Origin of the sequence: Paraburkholderia phytofirmans, assembly GCF_046028095.1 — a bacterium.
Lineage (GTDB): Bacteria > Pseudomonadota > Gammaproteobacteria > Burkholderiales > Burkholderiaceae > Paraburkholderia > Paraburkholderia phytofirmans_A.
The window spans coordinates 566,250-581,759 of the sequence record NZ_JAQQDJ010000002.1 but is presented as its reverse complement, the minus strand read 5'-3'; the positions used below and the strand labels follow the sequence as shown (position 1 = coordinate 581,759).

Sequence of the window (15,510 nt, the reverse complement as noted above, 5' to 3'; positions counted from 1 at the left end):
GTCGCGGGAATCGGACGCGCTACGCCCAGTTATCGCGACTTGTGGCCAAACGGTCGTTCGGGTCGATATACGGGTTATCGGTTTCTCGCCTCACGTCCGACTGCGTTTCGGACAATCCCGCCTGTTCCCGCAAAGGCGCGGGCACGCCCTTTCCAGGCTTGGCATCCGGCTTGATGTCCTCGAGCCCTCGCGCCCAGACTTCAAGCATTCGCTTGCCGATATTCCTGAACTCGGGATAGCGGTCCGTGTATGCGCTGACCAGCGGAAGCACTTTCTGCACCGCGCTCACCACCTGCTCGAGTGCTGCGTTCATATCCGTGGGCGAGAGACTCAGTCGCGCACCGCCGTATTCGAACAGCGCTTTACCGGAGCACCACAGTTTTTTGCCTTTCAGCGACAACGCCGGTGCGTCATCCTGATAGCGAGGGTAGGCGGTGACAGTTACGATGTCGTACACAGGAGAAAGGCGAGCGTCCCGCTCGGTCGTGTACGTCAGCGCGTAGTTCTTCATGTGCGCGTCAGCGTTACGCAGCGCATAGTTCAGCAGCAACAGCAGGAACAGCTTGCGCTTGCTGTCTTTCCGGTGATCCACGCCGAGATACTGATTACAGAGTTTCGCCAGGTCTTCGACGGTGCCCTGGTATTTGCGTACAGGATCAAAGCCCTTCAACGCGCAAAAATCTTCGACCCCGACGCGCGTGCCACCCGCTTCCAGATCGAAACGCCGTATCGCGAGCACACGGCCGTCGTCTGAAAGGTGTGTTTCCGGAACATTCAGGTCCGTGTTCCTCGCGACCTCCAGGCAGAGGTATTCGTTGATGCTGAGCCCCGGCAGGTCAGCCGGGCCAGTCTTCAAAATGTACTCGTCCGTCCAGACGGTCGCCTTCTCGTCACCGGAAGCCAGTGTTTTGGGCATGACCCCCGAAACACCCTCGCTGATGCCCGCCTCAAGGTGCTTGAGCAGGTTATCTCTGGAGTTCGGACTCGCGAGAAGTGTCGCCATGTCGAACCTGGACCTCGCAGTATCAAGCGGCGCCCCGTGCGGGATTGCTCTTACCCGCCCGATGGTGTTTGCTCCCGTTAGTGCGAGAAGCCCCATATCGCTCACGTCCGCGTGAGGGCCGAGATGTTGACGAATCAGGTCCTTCTTGAAACCTTCCGGCAGATTCATCGGAAACGAAGGCATGATGCCTCCGGGCCAGGTGTACGACCCGTTTCGCACCGGCATGAGAAGCGAGACGACATCGGCCGTGGGCGTACCGGGCAGATAGGTGAAGACGCCACTGTGCGCTTCTTCCGTCAGCGTCCCAACCAGCGTGGAGTTGCAGTAGATGTCGAGTACGGCCATGAGCTAGTCGCCCTTCCCGGTAGTCCTGACACTGGCTTCAGAGCGCGGGAGCCGAACGCGCCGCCGGGTTTCGTCGACGGAAACAGCGAGCGTTCGCTGCTCGGTCAGAACGTCGTCAAGCGTCCGCCGATGGCCTATTGGACGAGCCAGAAGCTCGAGCCCCACTGCCTCGAAGAGACTCAGCAGCTTGACCGTGCCGAGTTCCGGAAGCAGTCCGGTCTCAAACCGGCTGATGCGCGCGCGAGTGACGCCGCTTTGCTCGGCAACCTGCTGCTGAGTCTTGTTTGCGGCTATCCGGGCGAGGCGAAATGTTTCTCCAAGTTCGAAGAGGTCCATGTGCCACCTGCGATACGTTAAGGGCAGTCAAGTTCATATTGTATCCCAAGCGACACTTTATTAATTGGAAATTATGTTCCGTATATTGCACTTTAACGTGACTTTGCCTGTTAATGTAACTTATAAGACACATTAAGATGCCGCTTGACCACGTCAGCCGCCGTGACGGCGGTGCCGGTTTCCTTTTGCACTGACCGCAACTGGCGGGAGCCAAACGCCTGACCCTTCAGGGAAGGGTCGGTCATGCATCAGCAGGCAGGGAGGGAGGGTCCAGGCGCGTCACGTCGCGCGTTGATGGGCCGCCGCGCGGGGCAACGATGATTGAGCGCGATGACTAAAGGCAATAAACGGCGGCCACTTGTGGCGGCCGCCCAATCAGGAAACCACACTCGACGAAGGCTTCGCCGCGTCTTCCTTGTACATCTCGCGCACGAACGTGAGATGACGCTCGGCGGCCTTGCGCGCCTTTTGCGCGTCGCGTGCCATGACGGCGTCGTAGATGGCCTGATGCTGGCTCATCAGCTGCTTTTCCATCGCGTCGTCGTAATCGATCAGCCGATGGTACTGGCGCATGCCCTCGCGAATCAGCGTATGGATGCCGTGCATCACATGCGCGAGCGCAATGTTGTGCGTGGAGTCGGCGATCGCGAGGTGGAACGCGGCGTCCAGTTCCGCCAGATTCACGCGGTCCTGCGACTGCGAGCCGGCCTTCAAAGCCTCGAACGCCACGCTGATCTTTTTCAGGTCGGCGGCCGTGGCGCGCTCCGCGGCATACACCGTCGAAATCGATTCGAGCCCCTGACGCAATTCAAGAATATCGGCACTGGTGCGCGGATTCTGCAGCAGCAACTCGGCGAGCGGCTTGGAGATGATCGGCGCCGTGACATCGACCACCGTAAAACCGCCCCGCCCCGATGTCTCGATGTAGCCGTCCGCTTCGAGCCGAATCAGCGCTTCCCGCAACGACGGCCGCGACACGCCGAGCTGCGTCGCCAGATCGCGTTCGGCCGGCAAGCGGTCGCCGGGCATCAGCGTACCGTCCGAGATCAGTTGCTTGATCTGGTCGGACACCACGTCGGAGAGCCGTTTGCGCGTGAAGGACTGGATCGGGAGAAATGGCATGGGCAGCGGTAAGTGAAGCCGGTTGAGCGAGCGGTTTTCAGGCCATGGGAGAGTGTCCAAACACGATGCATTGCAACGTTGCAGTCACGCTTGAACGTTACAGCGAATTATACCGTTCAACGGAACACGCCGAATCCGGTTGCCAGCCAAGCCCGGCCGCGCTGCGCGTTGCTCGGAACCGGCTAGCGCGCACCCGCCGCATAGAAACTCGCCAGATCGCGCCTGAGCGTGTGCAAGGCCGCGTCGTCGAGATAGATCATGTGACCGGTCGGATAGTAGGCGATGCGCACGTTGGCGCGCAGCGGGCCGTCCACGCCCAGATGCGCGAGCGCATATTCGGTTGCATAGAACGGCGTCGCCAGATCGAAATAGCCGTTCACCGACATCACGCGCAATTGCGGATTCTGCCGCATCGCTTCAGCCAGATCGCCCGCCGCATACGGTACGGGCAAACGCTCGCCCCACCATTCGCGATGCTTCCAGTCCCATTGCGTCAACGCTTCGTCGTTGAAGACGCGGTAGCGGTCGGCCGGCGTGAAGTGCAAGTCCTCGGCGAAATGCTGATGCAACGCGGCGTCGAAAGCACTCGACACGCTGCTCACCGAAGCATCGTAATCAGGGCGATCGGCAACGCTGTCGAAGTCGATGCCTTCAAAGCGCGCGTCGTAACGGCCGACACTGCGAGCCTGATCCCGCAGCAATTCACTGCGATAACGCGACGGATAGAGACGCAGGCGGCTGCGCTTCACATAGGCGACATCGAGTCCGGTGAATTGCGCGACGCGCGCGGCGATCGCATCGCGCTCGGCGTCGGGCAGCGCATCGCCTTGCGCGAGGGCTTGCGCATAAGGCCCGCGTGCAAATGCGCGGGCTTCGTCGAGGAAAGCCGGCAGACTGGCCGGCTTCGGCACGATCTTGTCGTGATACCAGGCGATCGCCGCGAAGCTCGGCAGATAGCTTTCGCTTTTGAAATCCGAGCCCGCCGAAAACGCGGCCGAATTGAGCACCGACGACATCAGGATCACGCCGTTGAGCGCGATATTGTCCTGCCCCAACTGATACGCGAGCATTGCGGCGCGCGCGGTCCCATACGATTCGCCGAGCAGGTACTTCGGCGAATTCCAGCGCTGGTTCACCGTCAGATAGCGGTCGATGAATTGCGAGAACGCGTCGACGTCCTTGTCGACGCCCCAGAAGTCTTTGCCCGTGCCATGACCAACGACGCGCGACAAGCCCGCGCCGACGGCGTCGATGAAGACGAGGTCGGTGCTATCGAGCAGGCTGTCGGGATTGTCGGCGAGCGTATACGGTGCGGGCGGCGTGATATCGGGACTCGCGGTGCGCACCCGCTTCGGCCCGAATGAGCCGATCATCAGAAACACGGTGCCGGCGCCCGGACCGCCGTTGAACAGAAACGTGACCGGCCGCGTCTGCGGCGTTTTACTGGCGACGGTATAGGCGACGTAAAAGACGCTCGCGTTGGCCTGCCCCGTCTTGTCGCGCAACAGCAGGTTGCCGGCGGTGGCCGTGTAGTCGAGCTTGCGGCCGTCGAGCCGGATGGAATGCTGCGTGACCGACGAGGTTTCCGGCGGTAAGGGAATCGCCGCCGGCTCCGCTTTCGCGTTGCGCTGCGCCGCGCTGCCCGACGCTTCGTTCTGCGCCGGCGCGGCCGTGCGTGACTGCCGAGGAGTGCGTGTTGGCGCCGCGTGCGAGTCCTGCAGCGGTTGCCCGTTCGGCTCCGCACGTTGGCTGGGCTGACCGCTCAAGACACGGGGCGCCTCCGGCGCCGATGCCGCGGTTTCGGCGCTCGCGGCGGCTTGTGGCGAGTCGTCTGGTTCAGCCGCCGCGCACATCGTGCTGAACGTGGCAAGCGCGATAAGCACGAGCGCCATCGAGGATTGACGCAACCAGATGGTGTAGCGAAGGCCCATGGGATTTCAACCGGGAGTCGATAGGCGCCGATGTCCTGAAGGTCAAAGCGGAAGACAAACCCGGCGCTCGATTTTTGACGCAAGCATTTGCGGCGTCAATCTAAAACTGGCGACGACGCCCATTCCTCCCACGACGCATCGCCGCGTTACGCCAATCGAAAAGCAAACGAAACGTTGGCGAAAGACTCAACGACCCGGCAACCCGCCGACGAACGCTGCGATACGTTCGCACGCATCGATCAGACGCGCTTCGTCGACGACGAAACCCAGCCGCACGAAACCGTTCGCCGTCTCGCCGAAAGCGCTCGCGTCGAGCAGCGACACGCCGTGCGCGCGAAACAGCTGCCAGGTGAAGTCGACCGTATCGAGGCCGGTGCCGCTCACGTCGACCATCATGAACATGCCCGCCTCGGGCAACAGGCATCGCAAACCCGGCACACGATGCAAACGCTCGAACACCACGTCGCGGCGGCGCCGGTAGATCTCGCGCATCTCGGCGGCGATCCGCGCCTTGTGCTGCACAGCCGTCAATGCGGCCTGCTGGATGAAGCCCGGCAAGCCGTAGAGCATGGCCAGCGCGAGCCGCCCCATGTGCTCGATCAGCTCCGTGGGCCCGATCGCCCAGCCCACGCGCCAACCCGCCATGGCATGCGATTTCGACAGACTGCCGAGCGTCACGGTGCGCTCCGCCATGCCGGGCAGTGAAGCAATACTCACGTGCTCGCGTTCGAACGTCAGCTCGGCGTAGACCTCGTCGGAGAGCACCCACAGGTCGTGCCGGCACGCGAGCCGCGCGATCCGTTCGAGATCGGCGCGTTGCATGACCACGCCGGTCGGATTGCAAGGCGTCGCGAAGAAGATGGCTTTGGTGCGCGACGTAACGGCGGCTTCGAGCGCGTCGCAGTCGACGTGAAACGCCCGCGCCCGATCGACCGGCACCGTCACGAGCGTGGCGCCGGCCGCGCGCACGCAGGCCTCGTAGGTCAGATACATGGGCTCGGGGACGATCACTTCATCGCCCGCTTCCAGCAGGCACAGCGACGCGGCGAACACGCCGTTCTGCGCCCCCGCGGTCAGGATCACGTTGGCGGCGCTCGCGGCGCAGCCGGTCATGCGCGTGTGTTCCGCGGCGATCGCCGCGCGCACCGGTTCGCGACCGGACACGGCGCTGTAATGCGTATCGCCGCCGCGCAAGGCCTCGATGGCACGCTCGACGATCGGCGCGGGCGTGGCAAAGTCGGGGTCGCCCACGCTCAGGACGATGACGTCTTCACCTCTCGCCTCCGCCTGCTGCGCGACACGATGAATTTCCCACGCGGAGGTGCGCCGGCCTTGCAGGCGTTCGACCAGATTCGAGTACTTCATTGACTGCGCCCTGTTTCCCATGGACCCGCCAATGTAAAGGGGCGCGCGCGAAACGTCCAGATACGAAAAAGCGCCACGCGAACGGACAGTCTCGCGTGGCGCTCAAGCGCTGCCCCTTATTCGCGGGGCGCGGCGCGTTTAGATCTGGCGGCGCAACTCCGCCGGCGGCACCTTCATCAGATGCCGGTATTTCGCCACGGTGCGGCGCGCCACCAGCACGCCCTGATCGGCGAGCATTTTGGCGAGCGTCACGTCCGAGAGCGGATCGTGAGTGTTTTCCGCGGCGATCATTTCCTTGAGCAGCGCGCGTACGGCCGCGGCTGAACAGGTGCCGCCGCTTTCCGTGCCCAGTTCGCGTGGGAAGAAATGCTTGAACTCGAAAATACCGCGCGGCGTGGCCATATATTTGTTGCCGGTGGCGCGCGAGATGGTGGATTCGTGCAAGCCGAGTTCGTCGGCGACATCGCGCAGCACCATCGGCTTGAGCGCGATTTCTCCGTACTGGAAGAAGGCCTTCTGATGCGCGACGATGCACTCGGCCACGCGCTGAATCGTATCGAAGCGTTGCTGTGCGTTACGGATCAGCCAGCGGGCTTCCTGCAATTGTTGCGCGAGCGGCGAGCGGCTTGCGCCAGCCGACTGCGCGAACAGTTCCGCGTACATGCGATGGATGCGCGCACGCGGCTGCACCGCCGGATTGATCGCCACGACCCACTTGTTGCGGACCTGACGCACGATCACGTCCGGCACCACGTAGTTGTCTTCGGTGCGGCCGTAGCTGTTGCCCGGCTTCGGGTCGAGCTTGCGCACCAGCGCGCAGGCCACGCGCAATTCTTCGGCGCTGCAGCCGATCTGCTTTTGCAGTTCGGCCTGCTCGCGGCGCGCCAGGCGCTCCAGATGATGTTCGACGACTTGCCGCGCCACATCGCGCCCCGGCGTGTCGGCGGGCAGCGCATTCACCTGCAGCAAAAGGCATTCCGACAACGAGCGCGCGCCCAGACCCGGACGGTCGAGCGATTGGACGAGCCGCAGCGCCACCAGCAATTCTTCTTCCGTCAGTTCGGGTTCGAGATCGACGCTGTCCGCGAGATCGGAGAGTTCCTGCCGCAGATAGCCGTCGTCGTCGAGCGCTTCGATGATGAAGCGGGCCACCGCGCGGTCACGGTCGTCGAGTCGGTAGAGGCGCAGCGAATCGTGCAACTGCTCGCGCAAGGTCGGCTGCGAGCGTGCCCATTCGGCGGGGTCGCTGCTGTCCGAGTCGCCGTTCTGGCGGGTCGAACTGCGGCTGCTGTAGTCGCCGGAGAAGTCGCCGGGCATATCGTCCTGGCCCGCACCTTCCAGCGTGTCGTTGTTGCCGGATTCAGCCGGCAGCGAATCGGGTTCAGCGGTCGCAACAGTGTCGGTGGCGGGCAGCGCGCCGCCGTCTTCGCCAGAGGTCGCGGTTGCCAGCGCCACATCTTCCGTCTCCGACGAGTCGTATTCGAGGAACGGATTGGTGTCGAGCGCGGTACGCAGTTCCTGCTGGAACTCCAGAGACGACAACTGCAACAGTCGCACTGATTGCTGAAGACGCGGCGTGAGTGCGAGAGACTGCCTTGTGCGTAGTTCAATAGAAGGCATTGGAGTTAGGTCCCTTTGAAAGCCGAAAAATGGTGAGCAGCCTCTCTAGAGCAACTGTCGTACCAACTCGCGCAAAGCCCTGTTTTTTCTACGCTTTGTGTTTTCAGGCCCACCAATTGCGCAGGCCGCCTGGCGCTTTTTTACAAGTACCCGGCAAATTCCGGTCCCTGCCGCGGCGAGCCGTCGAGCCTCGCGTCGATGCATCGCGGCGTCTTATTCCTCAGCCTAAATACCTGTGCCGTAACGGCTTTCCTGTGACGCCCAGGCTTTTCACGCCATACCGGGCACACCGCTTGCGTCCTTGCACTATGTGGACGGACGCCGGTCCATGCATGCGAGACGCCGAAGCAACCTCAGGCGCAACGCATGCACAGACCGTCGGCCGGTGTCGATAACGGGCCCTGACGGAACCGTAGCGGCAACGATCCCACGCGTGTCATCAGCGGTTTCGACCGCGATCGACCGCAGGCAACAAGACCGCAATTTTGATCAACACCCGAAGGAGAAACCATGAAGACCATCCAACTTCTGAAGACCGCAGGTAGCATCGCTTGTGTCGCTTTCGCACTGAACGCGACGAACGCCATGGCGCAAAGCAGCGCTCCGTCGGCGGCGTCGGAAACCGTCGGCCAGCACGTCGACGACGGCGCGATCACCACCAAGGCCAAGGCTGATCTGCTGGCCGCGAAGAACGTCAAGTCGACGCATATCCACGTGAAGACCCGCAAGGGCGTGGTGTGGCTCACGGGCACGGTGCCTTCGGCCGACGACAAGGCAGCGGCTGGCGAAGTCGTCGAAGCCGTGAAGGGCGTGTCGAGCGTGAAGAACCATCTGAAGATCGCGGCCGAATAAAACCGGCGGGTCTGTGCGGGGAGCGCCGACTTCGGTTGGCGCTTCCTGATGCTACCGTTTCAGGAAAGAGAAAAGCCATCCGTATTGCGGATGGCTTTTTTACGTGTAGCCATGTGTAGCTCACTAGGGAATCGAGCCGCTTGCAATCTCGAATACGAGCAGCAAACAATCGACGCCCCGCAGGGCGCCGATTACTCACCTGCTTTTAAGGCTTTGCCGCCGCATATTGATCGCGCAGATCACGCACGCGGTCATGGTTCTGCAGCACACCTTGATACTGCCGCTCGACAATTGCCCGCACATCGGCCGGCAATTCCTTTTCGAGTGCATCGTGATAGCGCTTCTTTGCGACGTCCTCGCCCTTCTCGCACTCGGCCAGAATTTCGTGGTCGCTGCGATCCGTCACGGCCGACTTCACGTCCACCCAACCGCGATGCAGCGCGCCGCTCATGCTGCCGCCCGTTTCGGGTTTGCCGCCCAATGCCTGTACCGCGTCCTGCAGCTCACGCGCGCCGCGCGAGCAGTCCTCGGCACGCGACAGGAATAGCGTCTTCAACTGTGCGTCGTGCGCATCTTCGGCTGCCTTGCGAAAGCCCTTCTCGCCATCCTTCGACGTTTCGACCAGATCGTTCAGCACGGAAACAACGTTCGTAGCCATCCAATACCTCCAAGGGTTTCGTTAGTCATGGAATCCGCCGATAGAAGTGAGCTGCCTCGTGCGAGGCACTCGCCCTCCGGCGACGGAGTTCATGCATCTATTCGCACGGGGCGTGCCCGGTACACCTCGCCGTGGACGTTTGCGCGCCGCGCCGAAGCACGCGCGTCCGTTCTTGCCAACACGCGTAAATGTTGCCCGCGGCAAGGCGGCTCGATTGGCGGCAAAGGCCCACGCAGCGGGCTTCTGCCGGATGGCACAGCGGTTGCTTAATATGTGCCGCCCCAGCACGCATGCAGCGCAACAACACACTGCAAGACGTGCCAACGGATTGAAAAGAATGGGCAGGCAACAACGACAGGGAGAATCACCATGAAGATCAGGAGCGCAGAATTTCTGGCCGCCGTCGCGATCATCAGCTCGGCGACTGTGTTGCAGATTCGTGAGCATGTCCTGGCGCAGCAAGCACCGGCTTCGCAAGCGCAGGCTACGTCGCCTTCGTGTGGCTCGACGCATGACGGCCTGGTGTCGGCCGCCTGCGAACCGACGCACGACAAACGTCAGGTCGATCGCGCACCTCAACCGCCGCGCAATACGTCGCAGATCTGGGTTTAAGCAGCGCTCTGAGCGCTGTTTGAGTACTGGCAAACAGCGCTCAAAAAAAACGGCCCGATCGATGTCGGGCCGCTCTGCCGATTACCGCGATAAAAACGTTCAGCGGCTCAAGCGCTCTTCTCGCTGAACTCGCTGAGCGGCACCGGTTTCTTCAACGGATCGAAGTCGGCCCAGCGCCCCTGCTGCCAGCGTCCGCTCGCCCGCTCGATCGCCGTGCCGCCGGCTTCGCGCAGCACGCGCGCGGCATCGAACTGATTGTCCGGCGAGACGTGCACGGCGACCAGCACGCCGGAATCGCGCGTCTCTTCATGGAATGCCGAACGATGACCAGTATGGCCGGCGTCGCGCGTGCGCGACATAGCCCCGACCAGGGAGCCGACATATGCGCCGACGCCCGCGGCAATCAACGACACGATGATCGGCGCGGAAAACGCCGCGAAGATCCCGACGCCCACCACGGCGCCGGCTACCGCACCGATCGTGACGCCCATGCCGGCACCTTTGGGCGCATCCTTCGCGCCGGCATCGGTGCCGGTGTCGCCGCCGATCGGATAACGCGCGTGCTGACCGCGCGGATTGACGAAGAACAGCGTGACGTCTTCCTCGACGAAACCCGCGTTGAATAGCTTGGCTGCCGCGTCTTCAGCGGCGGGAAAAGTCGTAAAGCGTGCTGCGACGATGAGTGACATGAGGCCTCCTTGCATCGTTGGATAGCGTTTGCGGACCATGCCGCCGCATTTCGCCGCGCTTGCACAGCGCGCGCGAGCGACAGCACGCGCCGGCCCTACGCCGTGGTGCCGCGATCCGGTTCCATGCCTTCCACTCTGAACAGTCCGCTATGCAACACTACGCCTTCACCGGCGTTCAGGTCGAGTGCTTCGGCGCAAACCGAGCGGATACGTTGACGGCCTTTGTCGAAGGCCGACATCAACGTGGCTTCCAGAGCGGAATCGGCGCCGAAATGATCCTCGAGCGCCTCGGCGGTAATCGTGCAAACGACCGGTTCGCCGTCCACCCGCGCCATGAAGCGCACGGTCAGATTCGCTCCGTCGAAGACCGGCTTGTCGTCGGGGAAAGTGATCTGCATAAGAGAGTCCTCATAGGCCGGCCGCGGCAGGATCGCATTCATGGCGAACCCTTCATTGCGCCGGCGAGTTGCTGCGCCATCGCGAGATGATGTTTGATGGTCGGCAGCGCATGCTGGGCCGCGGCCTTGAGTTGCGCGTCGGTGCCGCTGGTGCTTTCCTGCTGGAACAGATCGACCGCTCGCTGGTGCGCTTCTACCCCAACCTGCTCGACGTAGGCCTGATCGAATTCCTTGCCCTTGAGCGTCTGCAGTTTGCCGACCAGCGCGGAATCCGCCGACGGCGTCGGGGTGAACCCCTTCTTCGAAACGAGCGCCGCCATGGCGTGCGAAAGTTTCGTGTGATCCGTAACCATCTGCTGCGCGAATTTCTTCACGTGCGGATCGCTGGAATTCTTCAGCGCGACCTTGCTGGCCGCGATTTCGGTGGCGTCGGACTTCGAGGCGTCCTGCACGAATTGCTGATCCGCGGGCGAAAGCTTCGTGCCGCTGACCGGCGCATCGCTCGCCGGCGCGTCGCTCGCTTGCGCGTAGACCATGCCGATGGACGCCGCGCTCAAACTCAGCGCGACAGTCATCGCTTGTAGGGAATACCGGAATTTCATGCATTTTCTCCCAGGTCGACGGATACGCCGAAGCGGAACCGATAAGACGGAGCGCAGCCTTCATTCAAACTGCGCGAGCGGTTCATCACCGCAGTCATGCCGCCTTGCGCTTGGACAATTGCGCAATCAGCGTTTTGTTAAAGGCCGGGAGATCGTCGGGTTTGCGGCTACTGATCAGATTGCCGTCCTCGACAACTTCCTGGTCCACCCACGTGCCGCCCGCGTTGCGAATGTCGTCCTGCAGGCTCGGCCAGCTCGTCAGCGTGCGGCCCTTGATGATTCCAGCCGACACCGGCAACCAGCCGCCATGGCAGATCACCGCGATCGGCTTCTTCGCGCTGTCGGCGGACTTGACGAAGGCTTGCGCCTGCGGCAACAGACGGATCGCGTCGCCGTTGACCACGCCGCCCGGCAACACCACCGCGTCGTAGTCGTCTGCGCTTGCCTTGTCGAACGTCACGTCCACCTCGACGGCGTCGCCCTTATCCACGTGTTGGAAACCCTGAATCTTGCCGGGCTTCGCTGAAACGACATGCACCGTTGCGCCCGCCTCGACGAGCGCGCGTTGCGGTTCGATCAGTTCGGCCTGCTCGAATCCGTCCACCGCGAGTACTGCCACCTTGTAACCATTCAGCGTGCTTGCCATGCCTGATCTCCATCATTTCATTGCTGGGCCGGTGCTGCCTGACCGGCCCTTCGATTAACTGGTTGTGAGCAAAGTACGTGCCCATGCAGCCGGGTCGCGCAATCGCTTCACATGCTCATTAAACGTCTGCTGCCCGACTGCGCTTCAAAGACCTTGCGGGTCGTCGTCGAGGCCGTCATCGTCGTTAGCTAGTGGATCGATCACGCGGTCGGGCTCGATATCGGCGTCCGGCACCAGCGTGGAATCGCCGTCGGCCGCGGCGCGCTCGCCCGTGCCGGCACGATCCGTATCGCTGCCGAGTTCGGTGTCGCCGGTTTCGAGCGCGTGATTGTCCAGTTCGGTATCCACGTCGAACTCATGACGCTTCGCGCCGGCGACATCGCTGCCGCTGTCGGACGAATCGCTTGGTCCAAGCGCGCCGGTGGTGCCGGCGGTTTGCTTGACGACCTGTTGCGGCTCTTCATCGGGATTCAGGGTGCTGCTCATGGCGCTCTCCTTGGTTGACTCGCTTCGTTCGTTACGCACAGGGAGAGTTCGCAAGGACTGTTCCGCTCAGCCGTGAAGCGACCCGTCACCCCCCATCCCCCTGCGCCAGCGCCAGTGCTGGGCACTGCCTTTGCTTGCAGGGACGGTCACCGGCGCCATGCGCCTTCTGCTTGAAATTTCTACCTTCGACGATGGCTGCCACAACCACCCCGATTCAACGCCGCCCTGCACGCACGGACGACGACAGCGCGAAGCAGCCCACGCCCACCGCCATGCCGCCGGGCTTGCGCCACGCCGACGACACGAAGCCCGGTATCACGCGTCAGCGCGAAAAAGACGGCTTCGCGTATTTCGACGCGGCAGGCAAACGCATCGACGATGAAGACGAAATCAAACGCATCAACGCGCTCGCGATTCCGCCGGCGTATGAAAGCGTGTGGATCTGTCCGGATCCGCGCGGCCATATTCAGGCGACGGGTCGCGATGCGCGCGGCCGCAAGCAATACCGCTATCACCCGCGCTGGCGTGAAACGCGCGACGCCGACAAGTACGAGCGCCTGTCTGAGTTCGGCCGCGCGTTGCCGAAGATCCGCGCCCGTGTCGCGCGCGATTTGATTCTGCCGGGCATGCCGCGCGACAAAGTCATCGCCGCGATCGTGCAGTTGCTCGATTCGACGCTGATCCGGATCGGCAGCGTCGAATACGCGCGCGATAACCAGTCGTACGGTTTGACGACGCTGCGCAAGAAGCACGTGAAGATCGAAGCCGGCCAGTTGCGCTTCAAGTTTCGCGGCAAGAGCGGCATCGAGCACGACGTGACGGTAAACAACCCGCGCATCAAGCGCATCGTGCGGCGTTGCGCCGAACTGCCGGGCCACGACCTGTTCCAGTATCTCGACGAAGACGGCGCGCGCCGCACCGTCGGGTCCGCGGATATCAACGACTATCTGCGCCGCGCGAGCGGTGCGGATTTCACGGCCAAGGACTATCGCACGTGGGCCGGCAGCGTCTATGCGCTCGCCGCGCTGCGACGGCTGATGTGCAGCAGTGCGGCGGAAGCCCGCCGGCATATCGTCGCGACCGTAAAGGACGTGGCGGCGTTACTGCGTAATACGCCGGCCGTGTGCAGGCGTTGCTACATCCATCCCGCCGTGATCAGCTCGTTCGAAGCGGACGAATTGCAACGTCTTGCACCCGCGGAATCGCGTCGCGGATTAAGAGTGGATGAAGTCGCCTTCGCCACGCTGCTGGCGCAGGCGGAAAAGCGCGCGGCGAAACTCGCGCGGCAGGCCGGCGCGAAAGGTCGCCGGGCGCGTGAAACGGCGGTGGCGGAAAGCATCGACGATTCGATTACGAGTTTGCTGAAGAAGTCGCGCGTGGTGCGCAAGGCGGCAGCCGCGAAGGTCGATGCGAAGTCCGGTGCGCAAACCGAACGGCGAGCGGCCGCACCTCGGGCTGCGCGCGCGCGCGCAGCCGCTGCATCACGTGCAGTGAAACAGACCGCGCCTTAGAACGTTGGAACCTGGACCTGGAGAGCTCGCAGCTCAGGGCGCTTCGCGCTTCTCGACTTGTCGCGTTAGCCCCGCCGCTTTACCGCGCGCTCATTGACGTTTTCACTGACCTTTCGTATCGCTGCTCGCGTCCGCGCCCGGCATATTGGTCGAGTCGGTCTTCGGCTTCTTCGTCTTCGACTTGGACATGTGCTGCGATTTGGAGCCGCTGGAACTCATCGCTCCCGACGTGGGTTGTCCGTCCGCGGTCGGTGCCGCGGTCGCCGCGCCGTGAGCGTTACCCGAGCCGCCGGAGCCACTGTTGCCGCCGTTGCCGTTGCCACCGCCCGCTTGTGCGAACGCTGCGCCCGACATGGCAATGAGTGCCGACACCAGCAATGCTTTTGTATGTTTCATCAAAGTCTCCGAGGATAGATGGACAGCGCGCGTATGTGATTGATCGCGCTGCTGGTCGAACATTCCGCAAGGGCTATGCCTCATGCTCATGGCAAGGGCATGTCGCCATCCTGATCGCGTAACTGGTCATCGCTAGCCTGTCGGCGCCTGCTCGTCAGCGGCCCTCCTCTCTCCAGACGAAATATTTTCAATCGCGTCAGCACGCTTTACGCGGTCGGCACAACGTTGCGCACGCGCTTCGCGCAAAACGCACGCATCGGCGATGCATGGATCACCCGCCGCGTTATCGCCTGCATGCCTTCCGGCTCATGAAGGAACGCCGGTTGCTCAATCCTTCACACCCAACCTGTAGAGGAGCCTCATCATGCTGAACCAGACACAAACGCAAGCCGGCATGCGCCAGGATCAAGGCGCCCGGATCGTCGGCAAGGGCAGCGCGAGCGCGGACGGCCCCGGCCCGGACGTGATGGCCGCCGCCACGCTCGACGGCAACAAGGTGCTCAGCAGCGACGGCGAGGACATCGGCAAGATCAAGGACATCATGCTCGACGTCGGCTCGGGCCGCGTGGCGTATGCCGTGCTCTCGAGCGGCGGCTTTCTCGGCATCGGCGACAAGCTGCTCGCCATTCCATGGCATGCGTTGACGCTCGATACCGGCCGCAAGTGCTTCGTGCTGAACATGACCGCGGAACGCGTGAAGAACGCACCGGGCTTCGACAAAGACCACTGGCCATCCATGGCCGACCAGACGTGGGCCACGTCCGTGCACCAGTACTACGGCAGCGAACCTTACTGGGGTCGCGACACGGCTTTGCGTCGCGACGACTACGGCGTGGGCGACATTCCGCCCGCGTCGTCGGACGCGCCGGAGGCTGGCGGGCTGAAGTTGTAACGCGTGCTCGCTGTGGGCACGCGTGGCCATCAGCTGGTACGCGTGC

Annotated in this window: 17 protein-coding genes; 4 read left to right on the top strand and 13 right to left on the bottom strand. The window is 62.9% G+C overall.

The annotated features are described in order from the left end of the window. Positions 1-19: 19 nt before the first annotated feature. The 6 genes from PQR54_RS07125 to PQR54_RS07100 all read right to left on the bottom strand — a co-directional run bounded on the left by PQR54_RS07125 (position 20) and on the right by PQR54_RS07100 (position 7,722). Entirely contained in the window at positions 20-1,348 is a 1,329-nt protein-coding gene (locus tag PQR54_RS07125; RefSeq protein ID WP_408244689.1) for a type II toxin-antitoxin system HipA family toxin, read from the bottom strand. Between the two features lie 3 nt (positions 1,349-1,351). Next, positions 1,352-1,684, bottom strand: coding sequence for a helix-turn-helix domain-containing protein (locus PQR54_RS07120; protein WP_408244688.1), 333 nt, complete (start codon positions 1,682-1,684; stop codon positions 1,352-1,354). Positions 1,685-2,059: 375 nt separating this feature from the next. Beyond that, complete coding sequence (locus PQR54_RS07115; protein WP_168790285.1) at positions 2,060-2,806, bottom strand: FadR/GntR family transcriptional regulator; 747 nt, start codon at positions 2,804-2,806, stop codon at positions 2,060-2,062. Positions 2,807-2,988: 182 nt separating this feature from the next. Continuing rightward, positions 2,989-4,737: a S10 family peptidase gene (locus tag PQR54_RS07110; RefSeq protein ID WP_408244687.1), complete on the bottom strand. Its 1,749-nt coding sequence runs from the start codon at positions 4,735-4,737 to the stop codon at positions 2,989-2,991. Between the two features lie 186 nt (positions 4,738-4,923). Then, positions 4,924-6,102 (bottom strand): pyridoxal phosphate-dependent aminotransferase, encoded by a 1,179-nt coding sequence (locus tag PQR54_RS07105; RefSeq protein ID WP_408244686.1) that lies wholly within the window; start codon positions 6,100-6,102, stop codon positions 4,924-4,926. A gap of 138 nt (positions 6,103-6,240) precedes the next feature. Continuing rightward, positions 6,241-7,722, bottom strand: coding sequence for an RNA polymerase factor sigma-54 (locus PQR54_RS07100; RefSeq protein ID WP_408244685.1), 1,482 nt, complete (start codon positions 7,720-7,722; stop codon positions 6,241-6,243). Between the two features lie 510 nt (positions 7,723-8,232). Between PQR54_RS07100 and PQR54_RS07095 the strand changes: the two genes are divergently transcribed. Next, entirely contained in the window at positions 8,233-8,574 is a 342-nt protein-coding gene (locus PQR54_RS07095) for a BON domain-containing protein (protein WP_408244684.1), read from the top strand. 205 nt (positions 8,575-8,779) lie between these two features. Here the strand turns inward: PQR54_RS07095 and PQR54_RS07090 are convergent, their stop codons facing one another. Next, positions 8,780-9,232, bottom strand: coding sequence for a PA2169 family four-helix-bundle protein (locus PQR54_RS07090; protein WP_408244683.1), 453 nt, complete (start codon positions 9,230-9,232; stop codon positions 8,780-8,782). 369 nt (positions 9,233-9,601) lie between these two features. Between PQR54_RS07090 and PQR54_RS07085 the strand changes: the two genes are divergently transcribed. Then, positions 9,602-9,844: a hypothetical protein gene (locus tag PQR54_RS07085; RefSeq protein WP_408244682.1), complete on the top strand. Its 243-nt coding sequence runs from the start codon at positions 9,602-9,604 to the stop codon at positions 9,842-9,844. A gap of 107 nt (positions 9,845-9,951) precedes the next feature. On the opposite strand, the gene PQR54_RS07080 is transcribed toward PQR54_RS07085, so the two are convergent. The 5 genes from PQR54_RS07080 to PQR54_RS07060 all read right to left on the bottom strand — a co-directional run bounded on the left by PQR54_RS07080 (position 9,952) and on the right by PQR54_RS07060 (position 12,665). Continuing rightward, positions 9,952-10,533 carry a hypothetical protein gene (locus PQR54_RS07080; protein ID WP_408244681.1) on the bottom strand — a complete coding sequence of 194 codons (582 nt, stop codon included), beginning with the start codon at positions 10,531-10,533 and terminating at the stop codon, positions 9,952-9,954. A 95-nt stretch (positions 10,534-10,628) separates the two neighbouring features. Continuing rightward, positions 10,629-10,973, bottom strand: a complete 345-nt coding sequence (locus PQR54_RS07075) for a DUF1488 family protein (protein ID WP_408244680.1) — start codon at positions 10,971-10,973, stop codon at positions 10,629-10,631. Then, the gene (locus tag PQR54_RS07070; RefSeq protein ID WP_408244679.1) at positions 10,970-11,533 is read right to left on the bottom strand and encodes a DUF4142 domain-containing protein; all 564 of its coding nucleotides are present in this window, start codon (positions 11,531-11,533) and stop codon (positions 10,970-10,972) included. Before PQR54_RS07070 ends, PQR54_RS07075 begins: the two co-directional genes overlap by 4 nt. A 94-nt stretch (positions 11,534-11,627) precedes the next feature. Then, on the bottom strand, positions 11,628-12,179 hold the full coding sequence (locus PQR54_RS07065; RefSeq protein ID WP_408244678.1) for a type 1 glutamine amidotransferase domain-containing protein: 552 nt from the start codon (positions 12,177-12,179) through the stop codon (positions 11,628-11,630). 144 nt (positions 12,180-12,323) lie between these two features. Continuing rightward, the gene (locus PQR54_RS07060) at positions 12,324-12,665 is read right to left on the bottom strand and encodes a hypothetical protein (RefSeq protein ID WP_012427309.1); all 342 of its coding nucleotides are present in this window, start codon (positions 12,663-12,665) and stop codon (positions 12,324-12,326) included. Between the two features lie 191 nt (positions 12,666-12,856). Between PQR54_RS07060 and PQR54_RS07055 the strand changes: the two genes are divergently transcribed. Next, complete coding sequence (locus tag PQR54_RS07055; RefSeq protein ID WP_408245005.1) at positions 12,857-14,176, top strand: DNA topoisomerase IB; 1,320 nt, start codon at positions 12,857-12,859, stop codon at positions 14,174-14,176. 102 nt (positions 14,177-14,278) lie between these two features. Here the strand turns inward: PQR54_RS07055 and PQR54_RS07050 are convergent, their stop codons facing one another. Next, the gene (locus PQR54_RS07050) at positions 14,279-14,572 is read right to left on the bottom strand and encodes a hypothetical protein (RefSeq protein ID WP_408244677.1); all 294 of its coding nucleotides are present in this window, start codon (positions 14,570-14,572) and stop codon (positions 14,279-14,281) included. Positions 14,573-14,936: 364 nt separating this feature from the next. Here PQR54_RS07050 and PQR54_RS07045 point away from each other — a divergent pair, with 364 nt between their 5' ends. Further along, positions 14,937-15,464 (top strand): PRC-barrel domain-containing protein, encoded by a 528-nt coding sequence (locus PQR54_RS07045; RefSeq protein ID WP_408244676.1) that lies wholly within the window; start codon positions 14,937-14,939, stop codon positions 15,462-15,464. Positions 15,465-15,510: the final 46 nt, after the last annotated feature.